At 64.2% G+C, this 25,930-nt stretch carries 21 protein-coding genes; 5 read left to right on the top strand and 16 right to left on the bottom strand.

The features are described from left to right. Positions 1-149 precede the first annotated feature (149 nt). The 3 genes from DKB71_RS22735 to DKB71_RS22745 are packed head-to-tail and all read right to left on the bottom strand — an operon-like array spanning position 150 to position 2,307. Positions 150-785, bottom strand: a complete 636-nt coding sequence (locus DKB71_RS22735) for a nuclear transport factor 2 family protein (protein WP_408597567.1) — start codon at positions 783-785, stop codon at positions 150-152. Then, complete coding sequence (locus DKB71_RS22740) at positions 785-1,558, bottom strand: SDR family NAD(P)-dependent oxidoreductase (protein WP_274074686.1); 774 nt, start codon at positions 1,556-1,558, stop codon at positions 785-787. Before DKB71_RS22740 ends, DKB71_RS22735 begins: the two co-directional genes overlap by 1 nt. 14 nt (positions 1,559-1,572) lie before the next feature. Further along, positions 1,573-2,307: a 3-oxoacyl-ACP reductase family protein gene (locus DKB71_RS22745; protein WP_323627868.1), complete on the bottom strand. Its 735-nt coding sequence runs from the start codon at positions 2,305-2,307 to the stop codon at positions 1,573-1,575. 266 nt (positions 2,308-2,573) lie between these two features. Between DKB71_RS22745 and DKB71_RS22750 the strand changes: the two genes are divergently transcribed. Next, positions 2,574-3,407, top strand: coding sequence for an alpha/beta fold hydrolase (locus DKB71_RS22750; protein ID WP_274074684.1), 834 nt, complete (start codon positions 2,574-2,576; stop codon positions 3,405-3,407). 557 nt (positions 3,408-3,964) lie between these two features. Here the strand turns inward: DKB71_RS22750 and DKB71_RS22755 are convergent. From DKB71_RS22755 to DKB71_RS22775, 5 genes are all read right to left on the bottom strand, one after another. Next, a complete protein-coding gene (locus DKB71_RS22755; RefSeq protein ID WP_274074683.1) occupies positions 3,965-5,194 on the bottom strand; it encodes an NADH:flavin oxidoreductase in 1,230 nt (409 codons plus the stop codon). Positions 5,195-5,268: 74 nt separating this feature from the next. Further along, positions 5,269-6,915: a DUF1302 domain-containing protein gene (locus tag DKB71_RS22760; protein ID WP_408597571.1), complete on the bottom strand. Its 1,647-nt coding sequence runs from the start codon at positions 6,913-6,915 to the stop codon at positions 5,269-5,271. Between the two features lie 51 nt (positions 6,916-6,966). Continuing rightward, positions 6,967-8,583 (bottom strand): FadD3 family acyl-CoA ligase, encoded by a 1,617-nt coding sequence (locus tag DKB71_RS22765; RefSeq protein ID WP_408597573.1) that lies wholly within the window; start codon positions 8,581-8,583, stop codon positions 6,967-6,969. A 31-nt stretch (positions 8,584-8,614) separates the two neighbouring features. Next, positions 8,615-9,637: a ferredoxin--NADP reductase gene (locus DKB71_RS22770; RefSeq protein WP_274074680.1), complete on the bottom strand. Its 1,023-nt coding sequence runs from the start codon at positions 9,635-9,637 to the stop codon at positions 8,615-8,617. Between the two features lie 78 nt (positions 9,638-9,715). Continuing rightward, complete coding sequence (locus DKB71_RS22775) at positions 9,716-10,903, bottom strand: acyl-CoA dehydrogenase family protein (RefSeq protein WP_408597575.1); 1,188 nt, start codon at positions 10,901-10,903, stop codon at positions 9,716-9,718. 416 nt (positions 10,904-11,319) lie between these two features. On the opposite strand from DKB71_RS22775, the gene DKB71_RS22780 reads away from it, so the two are divergent. The 4 genes from DKB71_RS22780 (at position 11,320) to dmpG (ending at position 14,957) form a co-directional block, all read left to right on the top strand. Beyond that, the gene (locus DKB71_RS22780; protein ID WP_408597577.1) at positions 11,320-12,093 is read left to right on the top strand and encodes a glucose 1-dehydrogenase; all 774 of its coding nucleotides are present in this window, start codon (positions 11,320-11,322) and stop codon (positions 12,091-12,093) included. Between the two features lie 75 nt (positions 12,094-12,168). Further along, the gene (locus DKB71_RS22785) at positions 12,169-12,960 is read left to right on the top strand and encodes a fumarylacetoacetate hydrolase family protein (RefSeq protein ID WP_408597579.1); all 792 of its coding nucleotides are present in this window, start codon (positions 12,169-12,171) and stop codon (positions 12,958-12,960) included. A gap of 31 nt (positions 12,961-12,991) precedes the next feature. After that, positions 12,992-13,918, top strand: coding sequence for an acetaldehyde dehydrogenase (acetylating) (locus DKB71_RS22790; protein ID WP_077185967.1), 927 nt, complete (start codon positions 12,992-12,994; stop codon positions 13,916-13,918). Positions 13,919-13,928: 10 nt separating this feature from the next. Beyond that, positions 13,929-14,957: a 4-hydroxy-2-oxovalerate aldolase gene (gene dmpG, locus DKB71_RS22795; RefSeq protein WP_408597582.1), complete on the top strand. Its 1,029-nt coding sequence runs from the start codon at positions 13,929-13,931 to the stop codon at positions 14,955-14,957. Between the two features lie 148 nt (positions 14,958-15,105). On the opposite strand, the gene DKB71_RS22800 is transcribed toward dmpG, so the two are convergent. The 8 genes from DKB71_RS22800 to DKB71_RS22835 all read right to left on the bottom strand — a co-directional run bounded on the left by DKB71_RS22800 (position 15,106) and on the right by DKB71_RS22835 (position 25,923). After that, positions 15,106-15,939 (bottom strand): SDR family NAD(P)-dependent oxidoreductase, encoded by an 834-nt coding sequence (locus tag DKB71_RS22800; RefSeq protein ID WP_408597584.1) that lies wholly within the window; start codon positions 15,937-15,939, stop codon positions 15,106-15,108. 12 nt (positions 15,940-15,951) lie between these two features. Then, positions 15,952-16,719, bottom strand: a complete 768-nt coding sequence (locus tag DKB71_RS22805) for an SDR family oxidoreductase (RefSeq protein ID WP_274074673.1) — start codon at positions 16,717-16,719, stop codon at positions 15,952-15,954. Positions 16,720-16,852: 133 nt separating this feature from the next. Then, positions 16,853-18,088, bottom strand: coding sequence for a helix-turn-helix transcriptional regulator (locus tag DKB71_RS22810; RefSeq protein ID WP_274074672.1), 1,236 nt, complete (start codon positions 18,086-18,088; stop codon positions 16,853-16,855). 148 nt (positions 18,089-18,236) lie between these two features. After that, a complete protein-coding gene (locus DKB71_RS22815; RefSeq protein ID WP_408597587.1) occupies positions 18,237-20,669 on the bottom strand; it encodes an efflux RND transporter permease subunit in 2,433 nt (810 codons plus the stop codon). Between the two features lie 15 nt (positions 20,670-20,684). Then, positions 20,685-21,671: a WD40/YVTN/BNR-like repeat-containing protein gene (locus tag DKB71_RS22820; protein WP_408597589.1), complete on the bottom strand. Its 987-nt coding sequence runs from the start codon at positions 21,669-21,671 to the stop codon at positions 20,685-20,687. 324 nt (positions 21,672-21,995) lie between these two features. Then, positions 21,996-22,946 (bottom strand): OB-fold domain-containing protein, encoded by a 951-nt coding sequence (locus tag DKB71_RS22825; RefSeq protein ID WP_274074669.1) that lies wholly within the window; start codon positions 22,944-22,946, stop codon positions 21,996-21,998. Positions 22,947-22,950: 4 nt separating this feature from the next. After that, positions 22,951-24,162 (bottom strand): thiolase family protein, encoded by a 1,212-nt coding sequence (locus DKB71_RS22830; protein ID WP_274074668.1) that lies wholly within the window; start codon positions 24,160-24,162, stop codon positions 22,951-22,953. A 93-nt stretch (positions 24,163-24,255) separates the two neighbouring features. Next, positions 24,256-25,923: a DUF1302 domain-containing protein gene (locus tag DKB71_RS22835; RefSeq protein ID WP_274074667.1), complete on the bottom strand. Its 1,668-nt coding sequence runs from the start codon at positions 25,921-25,923 to the stop codon at positions 24,256-24,258. Positions 25,924-25,930 lie beyond the last annotated feature (7 nt).

Raw genomic sequence — 25,930 nt, forward strand, 5'->3', positions numbered from 1 at the left:
ACTAAGCAGGCGAAGGCGTGGGCAGATGCCACATTGGCGGGCAGGATGGACGCCCACTGTAGGAGCTGGCTTGTCGGGTCGCCGCATCGCAGCGAAAGCGCCGGGTCAGGCAACACATGAGTTGCCAGGACGGACGCCTTCGCTGCCGTTCAGCGCACGCGAATCTTCGGGTCATCCGCCCCGCGGCGCAGGGTCTTGAGGAAGCCCTCCAGCGGTGCGGGTTCGGCGATTTGCGGCAGGGCGTCCCTGTCCGGGCGTTGCGCCCAGAAGGCATCCCAGGACGGAAACAGCTCGTGGAAGCTGCCGGCGTACGGCTCGCGCCCTGGCCAGCGCATTTTCAGGCCGCCGATCGGTGGTTTGTTGAGGTCGGTCGCGTACCAGTAGCACGGCAAGCGGCGACGGAAACACCAGCGCCCGTCGATCCGTTCGTAGTCGTCCCAGTACAGCATCTGCATGATCACCCACTCGGGACCGGTCTCATGTTCGTTCTTCGAATAGACCACGCCGGTGGCGTGATCGGCATCGCTGAACTCGATGATGTGCTGCCCCAGGTGATGGGAGGTGCCATGGAACTGCTTGCGCATGGTTTCGTCCAGCCATGCCTTGAGGTGCACACGACCGCTCTTGTCGCGACCCACGCGCACATCCGGGGCGAAGCAGTTGGCCATGGCATCCATGTCGCGCATGTCCAGGGCCAGGGCGTACTTGCCGGCCAGTTGGCGGATCGCGTCCAGCGACTCCAGGCGATCGATGCGCTCAAGTAAAGCGTTGGCGTCCTGGCTCATCAGTCGAGCACCGTGTACAGGTCCGAACCGCGTCCGCCGTCCACCGCCAGGCTGGCACCGGTGACATACGAAGCCTCGTCGCTGGCCAGGAACACGATGGCGTTGGCCAGCTCCACCGGCAGGCCGACCCGTTTCATCGGGATGACTTTTTCGGTGTTGCTGCGGGTCTTGGCGTCGGCCAGCATGCCGGCCGTGGCCGGGGTGTCGACCACCCCGGGAATGATCACGTTGCAGCGGATGTTGTGCGGTGCGCCTTCGCTGGCCGCCGCCCGGCTGAAGTTGATCACCGCCGCCTTGGCCGCCGAGTAACCGGCCATCCAGGCCGTGCCGAACAGGCCGCAGATCGACGCGATGTTGACGATCGAACCGCCGCCCTGGGCTTTCATCAACTGCATCGCGGTGCGGGTGCCCCAGAAGGTGCCGTCGACGGTGGTGCCAAAGTTGGCGTGCCAGTCGGCGGTGGTCATGCTGTCGATACCGCCCCAGGTGTAGGCCATCGCGTTGTTGACCAGGATGTCCAGGCGACCGTGACGTTGCGCGGTGGCTTGCAGCGCACCGACGTAGGCCTGTTCATCGCTGACGTCGGCCACGGCAATCTCGGCCTGCCCGCCTTGGGCACGGATTTTCTCCTGCACGCCTTGCAGCGGCTCAATGCGCCGCCCGCACAGCACCACCGTGGCGCCCTCTTCGGCGAACCGCAGCGCAGTGGCTTCGCCGATGCCGGAACCGGCGCCGGTGACGAAGGCGATTTTTCCTTGTAGACGCTTGCTCATGAGTGACTCCCTGATCAGATAAAGGCCATGCCGCCGTTGACGGCGATGTTCTGCCCGGTCATGAAACTGGCGTCTTCGCTAGCCAGGAACACCGCGACCCTGGCGATCTCGTCGGTCTCGCACATACGGCCCAGGGGCACGTTTTTCAGCAGCGCCTGCATGTAGTCATCGGGAATGCCGGCCATCATCGGGGTGTTGGTCGGCCCTGGTACCAGGGTGTTGACGCGGATGCCGCAGGCGGCCAGTTCACGGGCGATCGAACGGGTCAGGCCCATGACCCCGGCTTTCGAGGCGCAGTAGTGGCTCGGGCCTTCGCCGGTCAGCGCGGCGGTGCTGGAGAGGTTGATGATCGCGCCCTTGCGGCCACCCTTGACCATCAATTTGGCGCCTTCACGGCAGCACAGGAAGGTGCCGCCCAGGTTCACACCGATCACCCGCGCCCAGCTCTCGTCCGTGGTTTCGAGAAAGCTGTCCAGCCCGCCCACGCCGGCGTTGTTGACCAGGATGTCGAGGCCACCGAAGTGCTCCTCGGCCTGCCCCATGGCATCGGCCACGGAGGCGCCGTCACCGACGTTGCAGGCCAGGGCGAGCACCTTGTCGCCCAAGTCTGCCAGGCTCTCGGCCAGGGCCGCCTGGTTCAGGTCGACAGCCACCACCTTCGCGCCTTCGGCGACAAAACCACGCACGATGGCCTGGCCCATGCCTTGGGCGGCACCGGTCACGAAGGCCACTTTATCGAGTAACTTCATAGCAATCTCCAAGTGTGCGAATACGCTGCGGCCCGCTGTAATGGAGCCGTCACTTGCATGATTAGCGGCCAGGGCCTCGGCCCACATCGTCCGATGGGACTAGCGCCGCGTGGTCTGAACGGACGATGTGAATGACGGCGTCAGCGCCCAGCATTCGCTAGCGCGCACCACGCCAGGCGCTGTATTCCCCTTCAATTCACTGCGGCAATCTGCCGCAGCGCCTGGTGCCGTTGTGCCTCATGAATCCGCAGACAATGGAGAACCCCATGAACCAACCCGTAGACCTGCCCCTGCCCGTCGGCCATTACGCGACCCTGCCCAACGGCCTGCGCCTGCACTATCTGGATGAGGGCGCCGGCCCCGTGGTGCTGTGGCTGCACGGCAGCGGGCCGGGCGCCAGTGGCTTCAGCAACTTCAAGGGCAACTACCCGCAATTGGTCGCTGCCGGCTATCGCAATATCGTGCTCGACCTGCCGGGTTTCGGCCGTTCGGACAAACCCGAGGACGTGCAGTACAACCTGGACTTCTTCGTCGACTGCGTGGCGGCGTTTTTGGAGTCCGTCGGTGTGCGGCGTTGCACGCTGCTGGGCAATTCGCTGGGCGGCGCGATCGCCCTGGGCCTGGCCCTGCGCCTTCCACAACTGGCCCAGAGCCTGATCCTGCTGGCACCGGGTGGTGTCGAGGAGCGCGAGACCTACTTCAAGATGGAGGGCATCGTGCGCATGGTCAGCCTGTTCAGCGCCGGCCCCATCGGCATGGAGGAGATGCGCAGCATGATGAGCCTGCAGTTGTTCGATGCGTCGATCCTGCCGGAAAGCCTGCTGCAGGAACGCGTGGCGGTGGCGGTGACACAGCCGAAGAACCTGTTCAGCACGATGATGGTGCCGAACATGGAAGCGCGCCTGGGCGAGATCCAGTGCCCGATCCTTGGCTTCTGGGGCAGCAACGACCACTTCAACCCAATCAGTGGCGCCCAGCGCATCATCGACGGCGCACCGAATGCGCGGTTCATCGTGCTCAACCGGTGTGGGCATTGGGTTCAGGTGGAGCATCGGGAATTGTTCAACCGTAGCTGCATTGAGTTTCTGCAGCACGGTTGAACCGGCGACGCGTTGTGCGAGGCTTGCCAGCGATGGTGGCATAAGCGTCACCACCGCCATCGCCGGCAAGCGGGCTCCTACAGATGTGTGTCACACCACAAACCCAACATACCCCCACAAAACCTGTAGGAGCTGGCTTGCCAGCGATGACGGCATAACGGCCACCACCGCATCGCCAGCAAGCCGGCTCCTACAGATGTGTGTCACACCACGAACCCAACATACCCCCGCAAAACCTGTAGGAGCTGGCTTGCCAGCGATGACGGCATAACGGCCACCACCGCATCGCCAGCAAGCCGGCTCCTACAGATTTTCGTACCGCCAACAATCCGCGTACACCCGCAATCCTGTAGGAGCTGGCTTGCCAGCGATGACGGCATAACGGCCACCACCGCATCGCCAGCAAGCCGGCTCCTACAGATGTGAGTCACACCACGAACCCAACATACCCCCGCAAAACCTGTGGGAGCTGGCTTGCCAGCGATGACGGCGTAACGGCCACCATCGCATCGCCAGCAAGCCGGCTCCCACAGGCAAACCAAACCCTGGTGTATCTGTTACCCTGCCGCCTTCTGGCTGTTCAACACTGCGTCGCCGGGCTTACCCAGTACGCAGGAGGTGCCGCCGGGGGTATACATCATGGCCACGCAGCGGTTGCAGGCGGTGCAGATCGAGTCGCGGCTGGCGCCAGTGGCGAGTTTGTTGACGTAGTCGTTTTCGGCCAGCAACACCCGACCCATGGCGACCAGGTCAAATCCCTCGGCCATGATTTTCTCGATGCTCGCCAGGCTCTTGGCACCGCCCAGATAGGCCAACGGCATTTTCACCGCCGCACGTACCTTGCGTGCATGTTCCAGCAGATACAGCTCGCGGAATTCCACGGTCGGCTCCTTGCGACGCTGGATAGCCATGGCCAGGGCGATGATCTTGTTCTTCTGCTGCACGCGGTTTTCCTTGGGGAAGGAGGAACCGAACATGGTGGTGATCGACTCGGCATTCATCCCCGCGCTGAGCACCAGCAGGTGCGCGCCCTCCTCTTCCAGCATGCGTGCGATCTGCGCGCCGTCTTCGGCGCTGTTACCGGCGCGCACGCCTTCGGTCACGCTGTATTTGCAGATGACCGCCATCTCCTTGCCGACTGCATCCAGCACCGCTCGCAACACCCGACGCGGAAAGCGCAGGCGGTTTTCCAGGTTGCCGCCGTATTGGTCGCGACGCTTGTTATACATCGGCGAAATGAACTGACTGAGCAGGTAGCCGTGGCCCATGTGGATCTCCACGGCATCGAAACCCGCCTGACGCGCCAGGCGTGCGCCTTGGGCGAAGTCGCGCACCACTTGTCGCATGTCGTCTTCGTTCATCGCCTGCTTGAGGAACATGCCGCTCATCAAGCCGATCTTGTTGAAGCCGCCGCTGGCTGACAGTGGGCGCTTGGTCGAGCGTTCGCGGATGAAGGTGAAGCAACCACCATGGGTGATCTGTGCGCTGGCCAGGCCACCGGCCTGATGCACCCCGTCGGTCAGGGCCTTGAAGTGCGGCAGGCTGGATTGGCTGAGGGTCAACTGGTTGGGCAAGGTGCGACCATCGCTGCTCACCGCGCAATAGGCCACAGTGGTCAGGGCGGTGCCGCCTGCGACCAGGGCCGAGTGCAGCTTGACCAGTTGTTTGGACGGCACGCCCTGGGCACTCATGCCCTCGTTGGTGGCGGCCTTGATGAAACGGTTTTTCAGGGTCAACGGGCCAATTGCGATCGGGCTGAACGGTGATGGCGTCGGACGAGGATTCATGACAGGCCTCTCTTTATTGTTATCAGGCTAAAAGCGAACGACTGCGGCACCGGATCGCGACGCAGCCATGATCATCAAAAGGTGTACTTGGCGTTGAACGACAGGTAGTCGCGGTCGGCCAGCAAGCGGCCCTGGGCGACGTCCGGCGAGCTCAGGTAGGCGACATAGGTCATGCCGACCTGGAAGTTGCCCAGGTACTTGAAGTCGCCACCCACGGTCAGGCGCTTCTCGTCGCGCCCCAGGCCCTGGTAGGCGCTGCCGTCGACGTTCTGCGTCCACACCACCTTGGTGTTCAGGTCCAGGCCCGTGGCGATGGACGGATAGTCCATGTAGGCGCCGACGCCCAGCAGGGTCGAGCCACGGGTCTGGGTCTTCGATTCGAACTGGTCGAAGGTGCCATCCACGCCGACTCCGCCGCCGGTGATCGTCAGGCTGTCCACTCCGTCGATGTGTTGATGCACCACTTCACCCATGAAGGTGGTCTGCTGGGCGAGCAGGCTGGGGCCGAGGATGTACGAGGCGTTGAGGTTGCCCTGCCAGATCTGCCCAGTGGTCGGCGCGCCATTGTTGAGGTAGACCGAGGCGCCATCGCGATAGCTCAGGTCACCGGCGTACTGCACCGAATCGCCGACCTTGGAGCTGAAGCTGACACCCGTCAGCTTGACGTCTTCGAAGTAGCCCAGGCGATAGGACGGCGCAGTGCCGTCATGCCCGATGCCCTTGAGCGAGGAGTATTGGGTGGTGCCGGTGAAGTCGAAGAACAGCGAGCCGACGCGCTCGTTATAGCGGTAATGAAACAGCCCGACTTCGGTGTTCTCGGTGATCCGGTAGCGCACACCCAGGCCCCATTGGCCGCTGTCCTTGGCGTCTTTCTCACCGGCGTAGCCGACTGCCAGGCCGTTGGGCAGACGGTCGACCTGCCCGGCACCGAGACGGAAAAACTCGGCGCCGGGACCGAAGGTGTCGCTGCCGAAATAATCGCCCACTGGATTGAGCTGGGTCTTTTCCCACTCGTACTGGTAGTAGCCCACCAGCGCCAGGTCTTCATTCAGCGACCATGATCCGGACACCTGCCCCACGGGCAGGTACGAGTCCTTGGCCTCGGTGCCCGGCACGTTGAACTTGGTCGCATCCACCGGGGCCTGGCCCTGGCTGATGTTGGCCCAGAACAGGCTCTCGCCCCAGGCCACCAGGTGCCGCCCGGCCTTGAGCGACAGGTACTGGGTCTCGCCGAGCTCGAAGTTGCCGTACACATACGCATCGAGCAGTCGCGCCGCGCTGCCGCTCAGGCGCCGGGTCTCGTCGCTGAAGCCGTCGTTGTGGCCGGTCTTGTTCACCGTTTCCGGCGAGTCGTTGGCATTCTTCTGGTTGTAGACATCGTCGTAGAACTGACTGCCGCGCAGCACCGCCCCCAGGTTGTCGTGCCGAAGTTGCAACTCGCCGAACAGGCTCAGGCGGTTGTTGATCAGCGAGCCGCGCTTGAAGTTGCGTGTGCCGTCGTCGTTGTTCGGGTCGTTGAGGTATTGACTGGCCTGCTTGGCAGTGCGCATGGAGGCGGTGTAGTTGACCGTCAGCGACGAATCCAGGGTGGTGTTCTCCCCCAGTTCGATACTCGGTGCGGCGCTGGCCGTGGCGCTGGCGATGGTGATGGCCGTTGCCAACAGGCAGCGGCCACCGCTCAGGTTCCGCGAATGGCGCGCGACAGTATTTCCCGTGAACATGCTCCTCTCCTTTTGTTGTTGTTTTTTTCGTGTTGGCGAGATGGCTGCGCCTTACGCCGGAACGCTGTTGGCCAGCGCCGCGCGCAGTTCGTTCTTCGCCACCTTGCTCGACGGATTAAGTGGCAAGGCGTCGAAGAAACGCACCTGGCGCGGCACCTTGTAATTGGCCATTTGCTCCCGGCTCCAGGCGATCAGTTGCGCCTCGTCGAGTTGCCGCCCTTCACGCAGCACCACACAGGCACAGCCGACCTCGCCCATGCGCTCATCGGCGATGCCGATCACCGCCACCTGGGCAATGGCCGGGTGTCTGATCAGCGCGGCTTCGATTTCCGCCGGGTAGCAGTTGAAGCCGCCGACGATGTACATGTCCTTGAGGCGGTCGGTGATGATCAGATTGCCCGCCTCGTCCAGGCGCCCGACGTCGCCGGTATGCAGCCAGCCTTCGGCGTCGATGGCTTCGCGGGTCGCTTCGGGGTTCTGGAAATAACCCTGCATGATGTGGAACCCGCGCAGGCAGATCTCGCCGGTCTGCCCGGCCTCCAGCACCTGGTTGTGCGGGTCGCGGATGCTCACTTCGGTGCCGGCGATCGGCTGTCCGCTGGTGCCGGCAATAACCTTCGCCGAGTCTTGGGGATCGCATATCGTCGCCAGCCCGCCGCATTCGGTCAGGCCGTAGGCGGTGGTCACCACGGCGAACCCCAGCTCGTTGCGCATGCGCTCGATCAGGCTCGGCGGGATGCTCGCCGAACCGGTCACCGCGATGCGCAGGCTCGACAGGTCGGTCTGCTGCAGCTGCGGATGGGCCAGCAGCGAGAGATACAGGGTCGGAGCACCGGGCAGCACGCTGATGCGTTCTCGGGCGATGCGCTGGAACACCTGCTCGGCGTCGAACACCGCATGGGGCAGAATGGTCGCTCCGCCGATCAGGCAGGTCAGCCAGCCGGCCTTGTAGCCGAACGCATGGAAGAACGGGTTGACGATCAGGTAGCGATCTTCCGGCAGCAGGCCGATGACCTTGACGTATTCGGTGAAGGCCCGCAGGTTCTGGCCATGGCCGCTCATCACGCCCTTGGGTTTGCCGGTGGTGCCGGAGGTGAACAACAGGTCGCACATGGCCTCGGGCTTGATCTCCATGGCCCGGCGCCTGGCGCTGTCTGCATCGATAGTCGCCGCGCCGAGCAGGAACTGGGCAAGGCTCAGGTCCGAAGGCAACCCGGGGGTGTCGCCATCGAGCAGCACCAGGTGTTCGAGGCTGGCCGGCCGATGGGGCGCGAGCAACGCCGGGTAGTCCACGTCGAGAAAACGCTGCTGGACAAACAATACTCGGCAGCCGCTGCGCTCCAGCACATCGGCGGCCTCAAGGCCCTTCATGCGCGTGTTGATCGGTACCAGCACCGCCCCGGCGCACTGGATGCCCAGCGCCGCGAGGATCCAGTCGCCGCTGTTCGGCGCCCAGATGCCAATCCGGTCGCCGGCCTGGATGCCCAGGGCCAGCAAACCCCGGGCAAAGCCCATGACGCGCTCGGGCAGCTCGGCGTAGTCGATGCATTGGCCGTTGTCCTCGATGGCCGTGCGCCCGGCAAAACGTTCGGCACTGCTGAAGACCAATTGGGCAAGGGTGGCAGGGGCGGCGCTCAGGGGCGCGGCAAGGTTCAGGCTCTGATTCATCGTGGGCTCGCGCTGGGCATAATTGAAGGCATCAATCGGGAAAGCGGATACGCAGTTGCGCGCTGGTGGGCACCGCCTGGCAGGCCAGGATCCAGCCTTCGGCCAGGTCGCCCGCGTCCAGTGCATCGTTGTGCAGCAGCTCGACCTCGCCGCTTACCAGGGTGCACATGCACGAGGCGCAGCCACCGACTCGGCAGGCGCTGGGCGGGTTGAGGCCGGCACGCTCCATGGCGGCCAGCACGGTCTCGCCGCTGTCGCAGGCCAGTTGGTGGTCTTCTCCGTCCAGGCGCACCGCCAATTGCGCGGCCACGGCCGCTTCGCTGCTGGTCGCCAGCGGCAGCTCGCCTTCACCGGGCAGCGAGACGAAGCGCTCGACGTGCACCCGGCGATCCGGCATGCCCAGGCCCTTGAGCGCGCTGACCGCCGCGTCCATGAACGGGCCAGGGCCACAGATGAATGCCTGGGCATCGATGAACGGCCGCGCCAGCTCCGCCAGTTGCCCGACGCTCGGGATGCCCTGCACCGAATCGAGCCAATGGACGATCTGCAGGCGTTGCGGATGAGCGCTGGCCAGCTGGCGGAGTTCGTCCTTGAAAATCACCGAGGACTCATCGCGGTTGGCATAGATCAGCAGCACCCGACCAGTTCCGGCGAGCAACGCCGAACGCAGGATCGACAGCACCGGGGTCACGCCACTGCCGCCGCCAAACAGCAGCAAGTCGCCGTCGAGACTGCGCGGCACGAACACCCCGGCCGGTGGCAGCACCTCCAGGGTCTGGCCGGCCTGCAACTCGCCGCACAGCCAGTTCGAGGCGCGGCCCTCGTGCACGCGCTTGACCGTTACCCGCAACGGCTCATCCAGCAACGGCGTGCTGGACAATGAATAACAACGGGGCAGCCAGCCGTCCTCGAAAGGCACGCGCAAGGTCAGGAACTGGCCTGGTTGATAGCGAAAACGTTCGCCCAGGTGCTCCGGCACGTCGAACACCAGGGAACGCGCATCGGCGGTTTCCTCGATCACGCGGGCCACGCGCAGGGCAAGATAATTGTTCATAGGTCAGCTACTCATGACCACCTGGCCGTGCAGCACGGACAGGTGTAAACCAGGGGTGTCGAAACGCTCGCCATGGCCTCAGACGTAAGGGTCCGGGTTGGGCAGGCCGAGCAGCACCGCGCCGTAGCTGCGCCCGTAGGCCATGTAGTTGTTGGCGATGTGCCCGCGGGCCTGGTGCAGGTCGCGGAACAGCCGCGCCACCGGGTTTGTGTTGTACAGGCCGGAGGCGGCCATGCTGCGCAGCAGGTCGTTGGCCCGTTCGGCGCAGATGTTGGTCACATAGGCCGACTGGTAGCGATACAGCAGGCGGGTCTCGGTGTCCGGGTACTCGCCGGCACGTGCCAGACTCATCAGGTGGTCATAGTTGCGCTCGAGCACCAGGCGCAGGCTGTCGACGGTGATCATCGCTTCGGCCACGGCGGTTTGCGCCACCGGATCGTCAGCGGTCCGGGCGCCGTGCTTGCCGATGTGTTTGGCGGCGTTGTCTCGGAACTCGTTGATCGCGCCCTGCAGGGCACCGAGGGCCGAGGTCGAGACGGCGCGGGAGAACACCTGGGCGAACGGAATCGCGTAGATCGGATTGGTGTTGACCAGACGCCCGGGAGTCGCTTCGAGGGTGCAGTTGTTGGTGCGTTGCACGCGATGGGCCGGGACGAATACATCCTCGACCACGATGTCATGGCTGCCGGTGCCGCGCAGGCCCAGCACGTCCCAGTTGCGTTCGATCTGATAGTCGCTGAGCGGCAGCAGGAAGGTGCCGTGCTCGGCGGGCATGTCGCCATCGGGCGGCAGGATGCCCCCCAGGAACACCCATTGGCAGTGTTCGCTGCCGCTGGAGAAACCCCAGCGCCCGCTGATGCGGTAACCACCTTCAACCACCGTGACCTTGGCCGCCGGCATGTAGGTCGAGCAGATCAGCGCATTGTGGTCATCGGCCCAGACTTCGCGCTGCGCTTCGATCGGGTAACGCGCCAGTTGCCAGGGGTGAACCCCCATCACGCCGTAGATCCACGCCGTGGACATGCAACCCTCGGCGAGGATGGTCTGGATTTCGAAGAAGGTCCGCGGATCCACTTCATAACCGCCGAACGCCCTTGGCTGCAAGGCCCGCAACAAGCCGGCGGACTGCAACTCGAGGACGCTCTCCACCGGCACCTTCAAGTCCTTGTCGGCCTGCGCCGTGCGCGCCTTGAGTGCCGGCACCAGGCTGCGTGCACGTTCCAGCAGATCACGTTCGTCCTGGGTCTTTTCTCGCATGCTGTGCATCACTCAATTCTCCCGATCTCACTGCGCCACTGCGCGAGTTGAGACGGATCATCGGATTGAGCGGGTAATCCTTCATCGTCAAAGCGGACTAGGGGTGGGGTTGGGTATCGGGGTTTGGCGGGTATATCCGTTTCTTCGGTAACGACGGCTCATGGTTGCGCCCTGACGGCGGGTCACTTGTAGGAGCGAGCTTGCTCGCGAAAAACCTGAGAACACCGCGGGGTGTCAGGCTGCCCGCGTCATCGTTGACCTCCATCGCGAGCAAGCTCGCTCCTACAAAGGGCGAAACCCTGGGTGGCCGTTACCGCAGGAATGGATATGCACACACCGCCCGCTAGTCCATTGAGACGATGCTGGCCACGGCCGTTGCGGCGATATTCAATCCATCGACAATCGACCCCACGGAGCAAGGGCCCATGAGTATTTTGCAGCGTTTCCAGATGCACGGCAGCGTCGCCATCGTCACCGGCAGCGGCCGGGGTATCGGGCGGGCGATTGCCCTGGCGTATGCCGAAGCCGGCGCCGATGTGGTGTGCTCGGCGCGTTCGCTGGACGAGGTAGAGGCCGTGGCCGAGGAGGTTCGCGGCCTGGGCCGGCGCGCGCTGGCCATCGCCTGTGACGTCAACGATGCCGGGCAACGCCAGGCACTGGTGCGCCACAGCGTCGAGCAAATGGGCCGCATCACGCATCTGGTCAACAACGCAGGCGGCGGCGGTCCCAACGATCCGCTGGCAATGCCCCCTGAGCAGTTCGCCCAGGTGCTGAATTTCAACGTGACCACCAGCTACGACTTCTGCCAGTTGTGCGTGCCGCTGATGCGCGAGGCCGGTGGCGGCAACATCATCAATATCAGCTCGGTGGCGGCGCGTTATGCCCAACGCCATTTCAGCGCCTACGGTACAGCCAAGGCGGCCCTCAGCCACTTGACCCGCTTGCTGGCCCAGGACTTCGCGCCGCAGATCCGCGTCAACGCCGTCGCCCCCGGCCCGACCCTCACCGAAGCACTGAACGGCGTGATGCCCACCGCCATGCGCGAGGCCATGGAAGCCAACACCCCGCTCAAATGCCTGGGCACCCCGCAGGACATCGCCGCCGCCGCGCTGTACCTGGCCAGCCCCGCTTCGGCCTGGGTGACCGGCAAGATCATCGATGTCGATGGCGGTGCCGACTCGTCGGTGTGGCCCGGCTGAACCACTCCTTTGGGCTCGCCCCTGATGATGTCGGGGCGGGCCTTTTTTTTCTCCCACCCCACTGGAGCCCTCGCCATGGACGCCCATTTGATCAACGCGCTCGGTGACGAACTGTTCAACGCCCTGCGCAGCCGGCAGACGCTGGCCCCCCTGACCCGCCGTTATCCGCAGATCACCCTGGAGCAGGCCTACCGGATTTCCCTGCACTTCCTGCAACGCCGCGAAGCCCTCGGCGAGCAAGTGATCGGCAAGAAAATCGGGGTCACCAGCCGCGCCGTGCAGGAAATGCTCGATGTCCACCAACCTGATTTCGGCTTCCTCACCAACGCCATGCAGGTCGAGGACGGCTGCGATGTCAGCCTGGCCCTCTACAACCTGATCCAGCCGCGGGCCGAAGGCGAAATCGCCTTCATCCTCGGTGAAGACCTGCAAGGCCCGGGCATCAGCGCCGAAGACGTGCTGGCCGCCAGCCAATGGGTCGTGCCGTGCTTCGAGATCGTCGATTCGCGGATCGACGACTGGCAGATCCGCATTCAGGACACCGTCGCCGACAACGCCTCCTGCGGCGTGTTCGCCCTCGGCAGCCAGCACATCGACCCGCGCTCGCTGGACCTCGCTGCCGTGCACATGCAAATGAGCAAGAACGGCCAACCGGCGGGTTCCGGCCTGGGCTCGGCGGTGCAGGGTCATCCCTGCGCGGCAGTGGCCTGGCTGGCCAATACCCTGGGCGAGCTGGGCATCCCGTTCCGCCGTGGCGAAATCATTCTGTCCGGTGCCCTGGCGCCGCTGGTACCTGTGGTCGCCGGCGACCATATCAGCCTGTCCATGACCGGGCTCGGCGAAGCCAGCCTGCGCTTTGTCCCGTGATCGCCCTTCCCTTTCCAGGAGCCAGAAAAACATGAGCAAGAAGATCAAATGCGCGCTGATCGGGCCGGGCAACATCGGCACCGACCTGTTGTACAAGCTGATGCGCAGCGAGGTGCTGGAGCCGGTGTGGATGGTCGGCATCGACGCCACCTCCGAAGGCCTGGCACGGGCCCGCGAGCTGGGCCTGAAGACCACCGCCGACGGCGTCGACGGCCTGCTGCCCCATGTCCTCGAAGACCAGATCCAGATCGCCTTCGATGCCACCTCGGCCTACGTGCACGCGCAGAACTCGCGCAAGCTCAATGCCCTGGGCGTGTTGATGATTGACCTGACCCCGGCAGCCATCGGCCCGTACTGCGTGCCACCGGTCAACCTCAAGGCGCAACTGGGCCTGGGCGTGATGAACGTCAACATGGTCACTTGCGGTGGCCAGGCCACCATTCCTTTGGTGGCCGCGGTGTCCAGCGTGCAGCCGGTGGAGTACGCCGAGATCATCGCCACCGCCGCGTCGAAATCGGTCGGCCCCGGCACCCGGAAAAACATCGACGAGTTCACCCGCACCACCTCAAGCGCCGTGGAGAAAGTCGGCGGCGCGAAGAAAGGCAAGGCGATCATCATCATCAACCCCGCCGAGCCGCCGCTGATCATGCGCGACACCGTGCATTGCCTGACCGAGAGCGAACCCGACCAGCCGGCGATCACCGCCGCCATCGAGGCCATGATCGAGCAAGTGCAGCGCTACGTGCCCGGCTACAAGTTGGTCAACGGCCCGGTGTTCGACGGCAACCGGGTGTCGATCTTCATGGAGGTCGAAGGCCTGGGTGACTACCTGCCCAAGTACGCCGGCAACCTCGACATCATGACCGCCGCCGCCGCGCGCACCGCCGAGATGTTCGCCGAGGAAATCCTCAAGGGCGAGCTGGTGTTGCAAGCCACCGCCCAACCCGCCCACGCATAAGGAGCCGACCATGGATCTTCGCGGCAAAAGCATCACCGTTCACGACATGTGCCTGCGCGACGGCATGCACCCCAAGCGCCACCAGATCAGCCTGCAACAGATGAAAGACATCGCCTGCGGCCTCGACGATGCCGGCGTTCCGCTGATCGAAGTCACCCACGGCGACGGCCTGGGCGGCAGTTCGGTGAACTACGGTTTCCCGGCCCACACCGACGAGGAGTATCTGTCGGCGGTGATCCCGCTGATGAAAAAGGCCAAGGTCTCTGCCCTGCTGCTGCCGGGGATCGGCACCGTCGATCACCTGAAAATGGCCCATGAATTGGGGGTCAACACCATTCGCGTGGCCACCCATTGCACCGAGGCTGACGTCAGCGAGCAGCACATTTCCCACGCCCGCGGCCTGGGCATGGACACTGTCGGCTTCCTGATGATGGCCCACATGAACAGCCCTGAAGGCCTGGTAAAGCAGGGCTTGCTGATGGAAAGCTACGGCGCCAACTGCATCTACCTGACCGACTCGGCGGGTTACCTGCTGCCCCACGACGTCAGCGCCCGGGTGGCGGCGATGCGCGCGGCCCTCAAGCCGGAAACCGAGATCGGTTTCCATGGCCACCACAATCTGTCGATGGGCGTGTCCAACTCCATCGCCGCGATTGCCGCCGGGGCCAACCGCATCGACGCCGCCTGCGCGGGCCTCGGTGCCGGTGCCGGCAACACGCCGATGGAAGTGCTGGTGGCGGTGTGTGACCGCATGGGCATCGACACCGGCGTCAGTGTGTTCGGTATCCAGGACGTGGCCGAAGACCTGGTGGTGCCGATCATGGACTTCCCGATCCGCAGCGACCGCGATGCCCTGACCATGGGTTACGCCGGGGTCTACGGTTCGTTCCTGCTGTTCGCCAAGCGCGCCGAGAAGAAGTACGGCGTGTCGGCCCGGGAGATCCTCGTTGAAATGGGTCGCCGCGGCATGGTCGGCGGTCAGGAGGACATGATCGAGGACACCGCCATGACCCTGGCCCGGCAGCGGCGGCAGGCATAAGACCCTGCTGGCAGATCCACCGCTTTCGCGAGCAAGCCCGCTCCCACATTTGATTCGCGGCGCACGACACAAACCTCCTGTGGGAGCGGGCTTGCTCGCGAAGAGGCCATGCCAGTCACCCTCCAGGGCGACTGGCACACCGCTTTCGTCAACGCCAATCGGCGACGATGCCGTGCTCCAACGCAAACGGCTGCGCCGCAATGGTCCGCCGCTGAAACCCCGGTGCCTGTTTGTCTGTAGCCAGCCACAACATCACCGCCGCCGGTACATGGGGCGGCGCACTGCCGGCGCGTAAGGCAATCAGCCCCTTGTCGCCGATGGTGGCCTTGAGCGATTCGGTGGTCACCACGCCCGGATTGAGGGTATAGGCGCGCACGCCAGCCTCGCCCAGTTCCGTGCTCAATACCCCGGACAACCGCGACACCGCCGCCTTGCCCGCGCCATAGGCGTAACCCCAGCCACCCTTGCCCGCCGCCACCGGTGGGTCGCTTTCGCCGGCGCCGGAGGTGACGTTGATCACCACCCCGCCACCGCGGGTCACCATGTGTTCGGCCACCGCCCGGGTCAGCAGGAACGGGGTGAGGATGTAGCCCTTGAACATCCGCTCCAGGGTCTGGGCCTGCAGGTCCATGAACTCGGCGTTGAGGTCGCTGCCCTGGTAGATCGCATTGTTGATCAGCACGTCGATGCGCCCGTACTCGGCCAGCACCGCCTGGCAGGCATGCAGCGCCGAATCGCTGTCGAGCAGGTCCATCGGCACTACGAGCACCCGGCAACCGAGCTCGCGCAAGGTCTGGGCAGTGCCGTTGAGGCTACCGGCCAGCGGTGCTCCCGCGGCATCGCGCAGAGCATGCTCATGTTGTTCGCCCTCGTTGAGGGTACGGGCGCTGATCGCCAGGTCGAAACCGGCGCGGGCGAACGCCAGCGCCGCCTCGCGACCGATGCCACGGCTGGCGCCGGTGATGAATGCCACCTTGTTCATGCAAGTTCCTTTTTAGAAGCGCGGGGCGCGGACCATGGCGTCCATGCCGCCGTCGACGAACACGACGCTGCCATGGACAAAAGATGCCTGGGGCGATTGCAGGAAGGCTACCACTGCGGCAATTTCTTCAGGGTGCCCAGCGCGGCCCAGGGGCGCGACGAAATCGCGGGTCGCCTGGCCAAATCGGGCATCGTCCAGCGAGGCCTGGTGCAACGGGGTTTCTACCGCGCCCGGCGCCACCACGTTCAATCGCAGGCCCAGCTTTCCCCAGCTCACCGCCAGGCTGCGCACATGCTGGCTGATGGCATATTTGGAGGCGGCATAAGCGACGTGAGGCTGGCCGAGGGTGTTGGCCAAAACCAGCGCCTGGGCCTCATCGCCAGCGATCATCGCTTCGATCTGCGGTTGGCCGTCGGGGCCCGAATGGGTCGCCGCAACGGAACCGATCACCAGCGCCGCCGGTTGTTGGCCCTTGGCCAACGCCCCTTGCAGGCCGTCGAGCAACTGGCTGACGCCGAAGTAATTGACCGCCAGAATCAGGCCGCAGTTTGGCGCGGTGACACCGACGCCGGCGCAGCAGACCAACCCGTCGAGGACCCCGCCGCTGAGTTCAAGCACTTGCCCGATGGCGGCGTCGCGCCCTTGGGCGGTGGACAGGTCGGCGATGACTTCGGCGTTGCTGCGATCGATCCCGATGACCTGGTGGCCGGCGGCGCGCAGGGCGGCGGATACGGCGGCGCCGATTCCCGAGGCACTGCCGGTGATGGCTGTAATTGGCATGGTGGTTCTCCGTGATGGGTCCGCCCAGTATCGACAGGGCGATCACGGGACGGCATCGTCCGTGCGGACTAAAATCAAGCGGCGTCAACGACCGCGCCGCAGGGCAGGATGGCCCGGCGGCGGGTCTGCAGGCTCAGGCCTGGCGATAGATCGGCACGGCCAGTTGCAGCGGGGGCACCTTGATTTTCTCGGTCATTTTCAACGCCAGTTGCGGCTTGCCCAAGGCCACCACGCTGTTGAGCATGATGCGCACCAGTTCGGTCTGGCGCCGCACGCCGGTCTTGGAGAAGATCGAGCGCAAGTGCGCCCGCGCAGTGTTACGGCGGATATTCAGGACCTCGGCCGCTTCCTCAAGGGACAAACCGTTGGCCAGCTCCATGGCCAGGGCGGTTTCGGCCTTGGTCAGGTTGAACAGCTGCTTGGTCACCACTTCGCTGGCCAGGGATTTGCTCGAGGCATCGCGGATGTACACCAGCGCCGCCGGCTGGCCCTTCTCCTCGGCCCAGTCCAGGGACGGAATCGATTCGACCACCACGCCAAGGTTGACCAGCCCCGACGGCCGCGTTACCGACATGGCCTCGGCGCTTTTCGGCGCGTCCGGGCAGAATGCGCCGCGAATCAGGCGCTGCAATTCACGGTTGTCGCTGGGATACGTCGCTTCCAGGCGCCCGCCCACCAGTTTCAAGCCGTCGGAGCGGGCCAGGATTTCCTGGGCCACCGGGTTGATCTGCAACACGCTGCCGCTCTCGTCGAGCACCAGGGTCGCCACCGATAAGCGGCTGATGGCCTGGGAGTACAACTCACTCAGCGATTCGCTGCGATCCAGCAGGTTATGCAACTGCGAGGCACGCCTCAGGTGTGGCAGGAAACTGGCGCACACTGCCCGGTCATGGGCCGAGAAGTTGGGAGCCCGTTTCGGGCGGGTTATGCGAAAGCGCAGCTTGCCCCCGTCCGGGGTTGAAATGTCGGCCAGCATCAGGTGGTACACGTCATGGGGCTCGCAGAATGTCTTGAAGTAGCCGTTCTGCTCCCACTGTGAGGAACTCATGATGTCGTCCACGGTGAATACGTGGTCCAGCGGCTGATTGGAGAAAGGCGAATTGGTTTGCGGGTAGGTCATGTAGCAGACATCGCCGGCACCTTCGATGTCGCCGACGATGATCATCACACCGACATCGGGTTGATCCGGCACCCGCAGGATCAGGGTGACGAAGTTGGCATCGTAGAGTTTGAGAAAGCTCCTGAGGGCCGTGGCCATCAGTTTCGGATCGAGGGCGCCTTCGTAGATTTCGCCCACCAACTGGTTGTAGCGCACGAGGTCGAGGCCAAGACTGGCCAGGGCTTCATGGGTCAAGTCAGCGTTCTGCATAGTCTTATCTCGCTCGGGTAAGGACTGCGCCCTTCCCTTGTTATTTTTATAATTTCGGCCGGGGGAACCCTGGGTTCCCCCCTCTCGACTGCTACTTGCCTGCCAGTTTTCACTAGCGCCTGCGGACTCCACAATAGGTCCGGCAGGTTTATTTTTCGTTCGCGGTATCACGCGCCGCCGGGCTGTTTTTCAGGCGGAACTGCCCTTGTGCCGGCGCAGGCGCGTGTACCCGTTCAGTCACCAGTGGGCGCCCGCGATTGAACCAGGCGGCCAATGCCGGCAGGAGGAAAATCGCCCCCAGCACGTTGACCAGGAACATGAACGACAACAGCACACCCATGTCGGCCTGAAACTTCAGCGGTGCGAACGCCCAGGTGCAGACGCCGATCGACATGGTCACGGCCGTGAACACCGCCGCAGTACCGCGTTGGCACATGGCCTCGTAGAACGCCTCCCGCAGGTTGGCGCCGCGCAGCATCTCGTGCTGGATACGTTCGTACAGGTAAATGCCGTAGTCGACGCCCACGCCCACCCCCAACGCCATCACCGGCAAGGTTGCGACTTTCAGGCCGATCCCGAGCATTGTCATCAGCGCGTTGCACAGGATCGCGACAATCGCCAGCGGCACCAGAATGCACAGCACCGCGCGGATCGACAAGAAGGTCAGCCAGCAAAACAATGCCACCGATCCGAATAATGCGCCGAGCATGATCACTTCGGCGCGCTTGACCGCCTCGTTGGAGGCCGCCATCACCCCGACGTTGCCGCCGGCCAGGAGGAATTCGACTTGCGGCGAGCTGACTTCGGCAATGATCCGCTTGGCTTCGGCGATCGCATGGCTGACGGTGCTGCCTTCGTGATCGGCCAGGAACACCAGGATCTGCATCTGCTGGCAACCGTCGGTAACCAGTCCGTCATCCGGCATATAGGCCCGCGCGCCCTGGCTCAGGCCCCTGGGCGATCCCGGAATCGCCGCCCAGCGCGGGTTGCCTTCGTTATTGCCGGCGATCACCCGCTTGCCCATGTCCGCCACACTCTGGATCGACTGCACGCCGGTGACCGTGCGCATGCGGAAATCGAAAGCTTCCACCGCACGCATCACATCCGGCGACAGGCAACCTTCTTCGACGCCATTGACCTGGACGAACACCGACATCACATCAAGCCCGATGGAGTAGCTGCTGATGATCCTGGCGTTGTCCTGGTTGTAGCGCGAATCGGCCCGCAGCTCCGGCGCACCGGCGCCAATGTCGCCCACCGCCAGGTCGCGGGCCTTGTAGGCCCCGGCCGCCAGCAGCAACAGGCTGACCACAAACACCCCCAGGGCCGGCCCCGGTTCGGCCAGCGCCGACAGGCGCCACCACAGGCGGTGCCTGCCCGCCGGACGCGATTTCGCCCGACGCAACAGCGCAGGTTCCAGGCGCAAGTACGAAATGATCACCGGCAGCATCAGTTTGTTGGTGATGATCATCAACATCACGCCGATGCAGGCCGTCACCCCCAGTTCGTGAACGATGGGAATGTCGATCAGCATGATCACCGCGAAGCCCAGGGCGTTCATCAGCAAGGCCAGGGAACCGGGGATGAAGATCTTGCAGAACGCCGATCGCGCCGCGTCCTTCGATGTATTGCCGGCCAGCACGTCCTGCTTCCAGGCGTTGGTCATCTGCACCGCATGGGACACGCCGATGGAGAAGATCAGGAACGGCACCAGGATCGACATCGGATCGATACCCAGGCCCAGCAGCGGCAACAGGCCGAGCAACCAGACCACCGGCAGCAACGCCACCACCAGCGCCACCACCGTCAGGCGCAGGGAGCGCGAATACAGCCACAGCAGCAACCCGGTAATGATGAAGGCCACCACAAAGAAGCCGATCACCGTGTTCAGCCCTTCGACCACATCCCCCACCAGCTTGGCGAAGCCGACGATGTTGATCTCGATATCCGCGCTGTTGTATTTGGCTCGAATGTCTTCCAGGCGCTTGGCGATCTCGACATAGGACACCGGCTGGCCGGTCTTGGGGTCGATGTCCTGCAGGTCGGCGCGGACCATGGCCGACTTGAGGTCGTTGGCCACCAGGCGACCGACCTGTCCGGAGGCAGCGGTGTTGCTGCGCACCTGCGCCAGGTCCTCCGGGGTGCCGGCGAAGCGCGGTGGCACCACCACGTCGCCGAAGAAACCTTCCTCGGTGATTTCGATGTAGCGCACGTTGGCGGTGAACAGCGACGTCACACTGGGGCGGCTGACCCCGGAGATGAAAAACACGTCGTCGGTGACCTTGCGCAGGGTCTCGAGGTACTCGGTGTTGTAAATGTCACCCTCGCCCTTCCAGCGTACGCTCACCAGGAAGCGGTTGGCGCCGGTGAAGTAATGGCTGAACTTGAGGAAGTTGATCATGAAGTCATGACGTACCGGGATCTGTTTGTTGAAGCCCGGATCCAGTTGCGTGTGGGTGGCGCTGTAGCCCAGGCCCAGCGTTACCAGAACGAATAGCAACAGCAGTCCCTTGCGCCAGGCCATCAGGTAGTCCGCGCACGTTTCGACGCAGCGCGTCACCCAGTGTTTACCTTGATTCATTGCCCCGCCTCTCATTTACTGGGTGGCCTGTGTGGCCACTAGGGCAGCGACGCTGCCACTTGAACCCTGCAATACGCCGCGCTCGCCACCGACCAGCAGCCGCGAGCCGACCATCGTCGCCGAGGTCAACGTACCGAGGCCGGCCAGGCGTCCGACGCCGACCAGCGCACCCTGTGCATCCAGGCGCACCACCGAGCTGCCGGCACCGACGATCACCAGGCCCGAGTGGTCGGGCAGCAATGCATGGCCATACAACGGCAGTTGATTGCCGACCTTGACCTGGGTCCAGCTGTCGCCGAAGTCGTGGCTGACGAACACGTGCCCGCGCATGCCATAGGTCACCCAGTTGTTCGCGCTGAGGCGCACGATGCCAAACAGCGAGCCGCTGTAGAACGCCGGCAAGCTCTGCCAGTGCTGGCCGGCGTCGGTGGTGCGCAGGACCAGGCCCTGCTCGCCCACCAGCATGCGCCGGCCATCGTCGCCACCGGCCATGCTGTTGAGGTGGGCGTTGTCGATGTCCAGGGATTGCGGCGTCCAGGTCTTCCCGGCGTCAGCCGATTGATAGAACTTGCCGAAGCTGCCGAACGCCATGACGCTGTCGCCACCGCCGGTCCAGATACCCAGCAGCGGTTCGCCCAGGTCGCTGTCGTAGCGCATTTCCTGCCAGTTGCTGCCGGCATCCTCGGAACGCAGGATCCAGCCGTCATGCCCGACGGCCAGCAAGCGCTTGTCGTCCAGTGCCACCACGGCGGTCAGGGTGGCGTTGCGCTGGGTGGCGACGCTCGCAGGCTGCCAGCTGACACCCTGGTCATCGCTGAGCAGGACGCTGCCCCGCTCGCCCACGGCGACCACGCGCGCGCCAAGATTGAGCAGGCCGTTGATCTGTACCCGGTCCGGGCGCGTGGCCAGCAGTTCCGCTTGCGGTGGGGATTTGGGGGAGAAGGTGTAGCCAATGGTCAAGGCGACCACCAGGCAAACCGCGTAGCCGATCACCGAGCGCATGGGCAACGCTCCTGCTCGGGGTTGGCGTGGATAAGGCAAGTCATAGGGCCGATCCTCTTGTTTTTGTCACGCGCCAGGGCATGCGAGGCAATCGAGATGGGCGTTGCCTCTGGGGCAATAGTCGGCGCAAGGGAGGGGGGGCACATCGTCCAAATGGCTTATGCAATGGCGGGAATGGCGTGGGGTGGGATGTTGTGTTCGGCGCAGGACAACTGTGGGAGCGAGCTTGCTCGCGATGGGGCCATACCTGCCTGCATCATTGCCGACTGGTCTACGGATGCCATCGCCGGCAAGCCGGCTCCTACAGGGGATCTTCGGCGGGAATCAGGCCATGTACAGGATCACCAAATCGTTGATCACCGACGGCCGGTCCTGGCCCACCACATGGATGTTGAGCTCCAGGGTCAGTTGGGTACCACGGGCGAGGATTTCGACTTTTTTCACCCGCGCCCGCGAATGGATGCGCGAGCCGGCCGGTACCGGCGCCGGGAAGCGCAGGCGGTCGGAGCCGTAGTTGATCTGGGTGCTGAAACCGCTGATCTCGAAGCCCAGCGCCAGTTTCATCCGCGACTGCAGCACCTGTACCAGCGCGCCATGGGCGATGGTGCCGCCGAACGGGCTTTGCAGGCGCGCCCGCTCCGGATCGGTATGGATCCAGTAATCGTCGCCCGACAATTGGGCGAAGGCGTCGATCAGTGCCTGGTCGACCACCACCACGTTGCTCCAGTCACTGAACTGCTCGCTGACCAACTCTTGCAGGGCCGGGCCATCGTTGAGGTCAATCTGCCGGGCGACAGGCTGTTGCGAGGTCGCAGGTTCCGGTTCACTGTCCTGCGCAGGCAGGGGCTCAAATGCTGCTGCCTCCTTGTCCACGCCAGTAAAGCGCAGCAGGCGATTGCCCTTGGCGTCGACTTCGGCAAACACCGGCCGCAAGGGCATGCCGATGCGGATCTCGGTTTCGTCGAGGCCGACCAGGTTGGTGTTGATGCGCACCCCTTCGGCCAGTTCGACCACCGCCAGTTTCTGCGGCATCTCATCGATGAAGTCGGGCAAGGTGGCGATGCGCGTCACGGTGTAGCTGTACAGCGTTGCGGCGCCGTCGACTTCGCGCCAGGCCAGGTCATGCTCCAGGCATACCGGGCAATGCCGGCGCGGGTAGAAGTTCCAGTGCGCACAGGCGTTGCATTGCTGGATCAGCAGGCGGCGAGCCTTCAGGCCCTCCCAGAAGGGCGCGGAAATCGGCGTCGCAACCGGCATCGGTTTGTTGTTGGACATGTGCTTATGCTCCCTGAAGTATCAATGCGCCCTGCTCGCTCATCACGCCACCGGTGCCGGAGACGTAGACGCTGTCGCAGCGACCCAGTTGGCGTTCACCGGCGGTGCCGGCGATCTGCGTCACCGCCTCGATCACCTGGCTCATGCCACCGGCGGAGGCCGACTGGCCGAAACTGAGCTGCCCGCCATGGGTGTTCATCGGGAAATCGCCACGCCAGGTCAGGTCGTGTTCGCGCACGAACGCCATACCCTCGCCCTTGCCGCAGAAACCGGCATCTTCCAGGGTGAGCAACGTGGTGATGGTGTAGCAGTCGTAGATCTGCGCGGCATCGACGTCCTTGGGCTTGAGCCCGGCCATGGCAAAGGCCCGCTGCGAAGCCGGGCCGATGGGCGTGTGCAGCATGTCCTCGGCATAGGACGGCGACTTGAATGCCAGGTGTTCGCCAAACCCGGTAATGAACGCCGGACGCTTGCGCGCCCTCGCCGCCACTTCCTTGCTGGTGATAATCAGCGCGGCACCACCGGCCACCGGCATGACGATTTCCAGGACGTGCAACGGGTCGGCGACCATTTTGCTGGCCAGCACCTGCTCAATGGTCAACGGCTGGCCATAGAACATCGCTTGCGGGTTGGCCAGGGCGTTGGTGCGCTGGTCGACGGCGATCTTGGCCATCGCCCGCTGGTCATAGTCGTACTGCGCGGCATAACGCTGGGCGATCATGGCGTAGCCGGTGTTCTGGCCCATGTGCCCGTATGGCAGGTCGAATTCGGCTTCGGGTGCACCGAATGCCGTGCTGTGCCCACCAAAGCGCATGGAGCGGGCCATCCAGCCAGGATCCTCGTCGGGGCCAAATGGCGCCATGCGCGCGGGGATGACGCACAGCACGGCCTGGCACAACCCCAGTTCGATGGCGGCGGCGGCGCGCCAGACCATGCCCACCGAGGTACAGCCACCCAGGTCCACCACTTCGGCGAAGTTCAGGCGCAGGCCCAGGTACTCGGCAGCCATAGCTGGTACGAACACCGAGGCTTCATGAAAATGCGGGCCGTTGATCACCAGCCCGTCGAGGTCCGAGGCCTTGAGCCCGGCATCGCGCAGCGCCTGGGCCGCGAGGTCGGCGACTTGTTCAAGGTGAAACATCTTGGGTGCGGTGGAGTACTTCTCCGGTTTGTACTGTGCGCTGCCAACAATGGCCGCATGCCCCTTGAGCCCCATAGTGCCTCCATGCCGAAGCGTTACGCTGCGGCTTTTTCCAGGTTGTATTTGAGGTCCGGGCGCCATCGAGCGCCGCGGAGCTTGAGTGGTCGGTCAGAAGGTGTATTTCATCGAGAACGTGGCGTAGTCGCGGTCGGCGAACGGACGGTCGATCGCATCGGCTTCACCCAGGTAGGCGATGTATCTCAAGCCGAGTTCCAGGTTGCCCAGGTACTTGAAGGTCGTGCCCGCGCTCAGGCGTCGGTCGCCGGCGACGCCGGAGATGCTTCCGGCCATTGGCGTGGAGCCGCTGAAGACGTTGGAGAAGCTGAGGGGGACTTCCAGATCCCAGCCTTGGAAAACTCCCGGATAACTGAACGATGCGCCCACGGTGTAGGCACTTGAAGACTTGGTGCGGTAACCCGCGGCTGTGCTGTAGGTATAGTCATCGGAAGGAGCCACCAGGGGTGCCAGGGAAGGTAACAGGTTGACGCCTTGCAGGTTGGGCGCCGCCGAAGTGGACTCGACGCTGTCGACCTGCACGCGGATGATTTCGGCAGTCAGGCTGGTCTGGCTGGCCCACGGGCGATCGCCGAGGATTCGGATCGCCGACAACTGCATCTGCTGGCCCTTGCCCTTGGCCGGCACCGCGCCGAGGCCGGTATTGACCATCACCGGCGCCCCGTCGCGGTACGACCATTCGGCGCCGACCTGGGTGTCGCCAATCTTGGTCGAGGCGCTGATACCGGTCAGCTTGATGTCTTCGAAATACTTGATCTCGTAACCATTGCTGACGAAGGCGTTGCGGCCACCGCCCACTGGCAGCGGGTCGTAGCCGACCAGGGCGGTGGCCGGGTTCTTGTCGTGGTAGTTGACGTGAAACAGCGACAGCTCGAGGGCCGGTACCGGGCGGTAGCGCATCTGCACGCCCCACTGACCACCATCACTCGGCTTGTCGGTGCCACGGTAGGCGATCTTCTGGCCGTTGGCGTAGATAAACTCGCGACCTGGCCCAACCACGTCGCTGCCCGACAGGTAGCTGCCCACCGGCGGCAGTTCCGTGCCCTTCCATTCGTATTGCACGTAGGCACCGAAGGTCAGTTGGGGGTTCAGTCGGAACGAGCCGGAGAACTGGCCCACCGGCAACAGGACTTCCTTGACCTCGACACCCGGCTGCGACGCTTTTACCGCGTCGGAAGGGTTTTGTACGCCGTTCACACCCGGGTAGAACAGACTCTCGCCCCAGGATTCGATGTGCCGCCCGGCCTTGACGTCGAGCATGGTGTCGTTGTCAAAGCGCCAGCCGCTGAACACATAGACGTCCAGCAGTTTGCTGCGGCCGCCACTGTAGTAGCGGGTGTCACTGGTGAACTCGTCGTTGTCGCCGTTCTTGTTCACAGTGGCAGGCGAGTCGTTATCGTTCTTGCGGTGGTAGACGTCGTCGTAGAAGGTACTGCCGCGCACCACGGCGCCGTAGTTGTCCTTGCGCAGGATCATTTCCGCCAGCGCACCCACGCGGTTGGTGGTCAGGCTGCCACTGTCGAAGTTGCGGTTGGCATCGTCGGCGTTGACCGTCAGCAAGCGATCGCTCTGACTGCCAGTGCGCACACCGATGCCGTAGCTGGTGGTCACCGACCAGTCGATGGTCGCGCCATTGTCGAACTCGATCGTATCGCCCGCCCACACCGGTGTTGACACCAGCGCAATGGCCGCCGCCAGGCTGGTGAGCTCAAACGCACGCGAACCGATGACCGTGGAGTTATTGTTGTTCTTGTTGATCACACTGACT

This window comes from Pseudomonas sp. PLMAX (assembly GCF_046042685.1).
GTDB lineage: Bacteria > Pseudomonadota > Gammaproteobacteria > Pseudomonadales > Pseudomonadaceae > Aquipseudomonas > Aquipseudomonas putida_AE.

Bases quoted from the DNA above. Each gene is read 5' to 3' on its own strand.
- DKB71_RS22745 (WP_323627868.1), bottom strand. From the start codon at position 2,307: ATGAAGTTACTCGATAAAGTGGCCTTCGTGACCGGTGCCGCCCAAGGC.
- dmpG (WP_408597582.1), top strand. From the start codon at position 13,929: ATGGATCTTCGCGGCAAAAGCATCACCGTTCACGACATGTGCCTGCGC.
- DKB71_RS22825 (WP_274074669.1), bottom strand. From the start codon at position 22,946: ATGTCCAACAACAAACCGATGCCGGTTGCGACGCCGATTTCCGCGCCC.
- DKB71_RS22765 (WP_408597573.1), bottom strand. From the start codon at position 8,583: ATGAATCAGAGCCTGAACCTTGCCGCGCCCCTGAGCGCCGCCCCTGCC.
- DKB71_RS22770 (WP_274074680.1), bottom strand. From the start codon at position 9,637: ATGAACAATTATCTTGCCCTGCGCGTGGCCCGCGTGATCGAGGAAACC.
- DKB71_RS22780 (WP_408597577.1), top strand. From the start codon at position 11,320: ATGAGTATTTTGCAGCGTTTCCAGATGCACGGCAGCGTCGCCATCGTC.
- DKB71_RS22815 (WP_408597587.1), bottom strand. From the start codon at position 20,669: ATGAATCAAGGTAAACACTGGGTGACGCGCTGCGTCGAAACGTGCGCG.
- DKB71_RS22775 (WP_408597575.1), bottom strand. From the start codon at position 10,903: ATGCACAGCATGCGAGAAAAGACCCAGGACGAACGTGATCTGCTGGAA.
- DKB71_RS22785 (WP_408597579.1), top strand. From the start codon at position 12,169: ATGGACGCCCATTTGATCAACGCGCTCGGTGACGAACTGTTCAACGCC.
- DKB71_RS22810 (WP_274074672.1), bottom strand. From the start codon at position 18,088: ATGCAGAACGCTGACTTGACCCATGAAGCCCTGGCCAGTCTTGGCCTC.
- DKB71_RS22805 (WP_274074673.1), bottom strand. From the start codon at position 16,719: ATGCCAATTACAGCCATCACCGGCAGTGCCTCGGGAATCGGCGCCGCC.
- DKB71_RS22740 (WP_274074686.1), bottom strand. From the start codon at position 1,558: ATGAGCAAGCGTCTACAAGGAAAAATCGCCTTCGTCACCGGCGCCGGT.
- DKB71_RS22820 (WP_408597589.1), bottom strand. From the start codon at position 21,671: ATGCGCTCGGTGATCGGCTACGCGGTTTGCCTGGTGGTCGCCTTGACC.
- DKB71_RS22830 (WP_274074668.1), bottom strand. From the start codon at position 24,162: ATGGGGCTCAAGGGGCATGCGGCCATTGTTGGCAGCGCACAGTACAAA.
- DKB71_RS22750 (WP_274074684.1), top strand. From the start codon at position 2,574: ATGAACCAACCCGTAGACCTGCCCCTGCCCGTCGGCCATTACGCGACC.
- DKB71_RS22790 (WP_077185967.1), top strand. From the start codon at position 12,992: ATGAGCAAGAAGATCAAATGCGCGCTGATCGGGCCGGGCAACATCGGC.
- DKB71_RS22800 (WP_408597584.1), bottom strand. From the start codon at position 15,939: ATGAACAAGGTGGCATTCATCACCGGCGCCAGCCGTGGCATCGGTCGC.
- DKB71_RS22760 (WP_408597571.1), bottom strand. From the start codon at position 6,915: ATGTTCACGGGAAATACTGTCGCGCGCCATTCGCGGAACCTGAGCGGT.
- DKB71_RS22755 (WP_274074683.1), bottom strand. From the start codon at position 5,194: ATGAATCCTCGTCCGACGCCATCACCGTTCAGCCCGATCGCAATTGGC.
- DKB71_RS22735 (WP_408597567.1), bottom strand. From the start codon at position 785: ATGAGCCAGGACGCCAACGCTTTACTTGAGCGCATCGATCGCCTGGAG.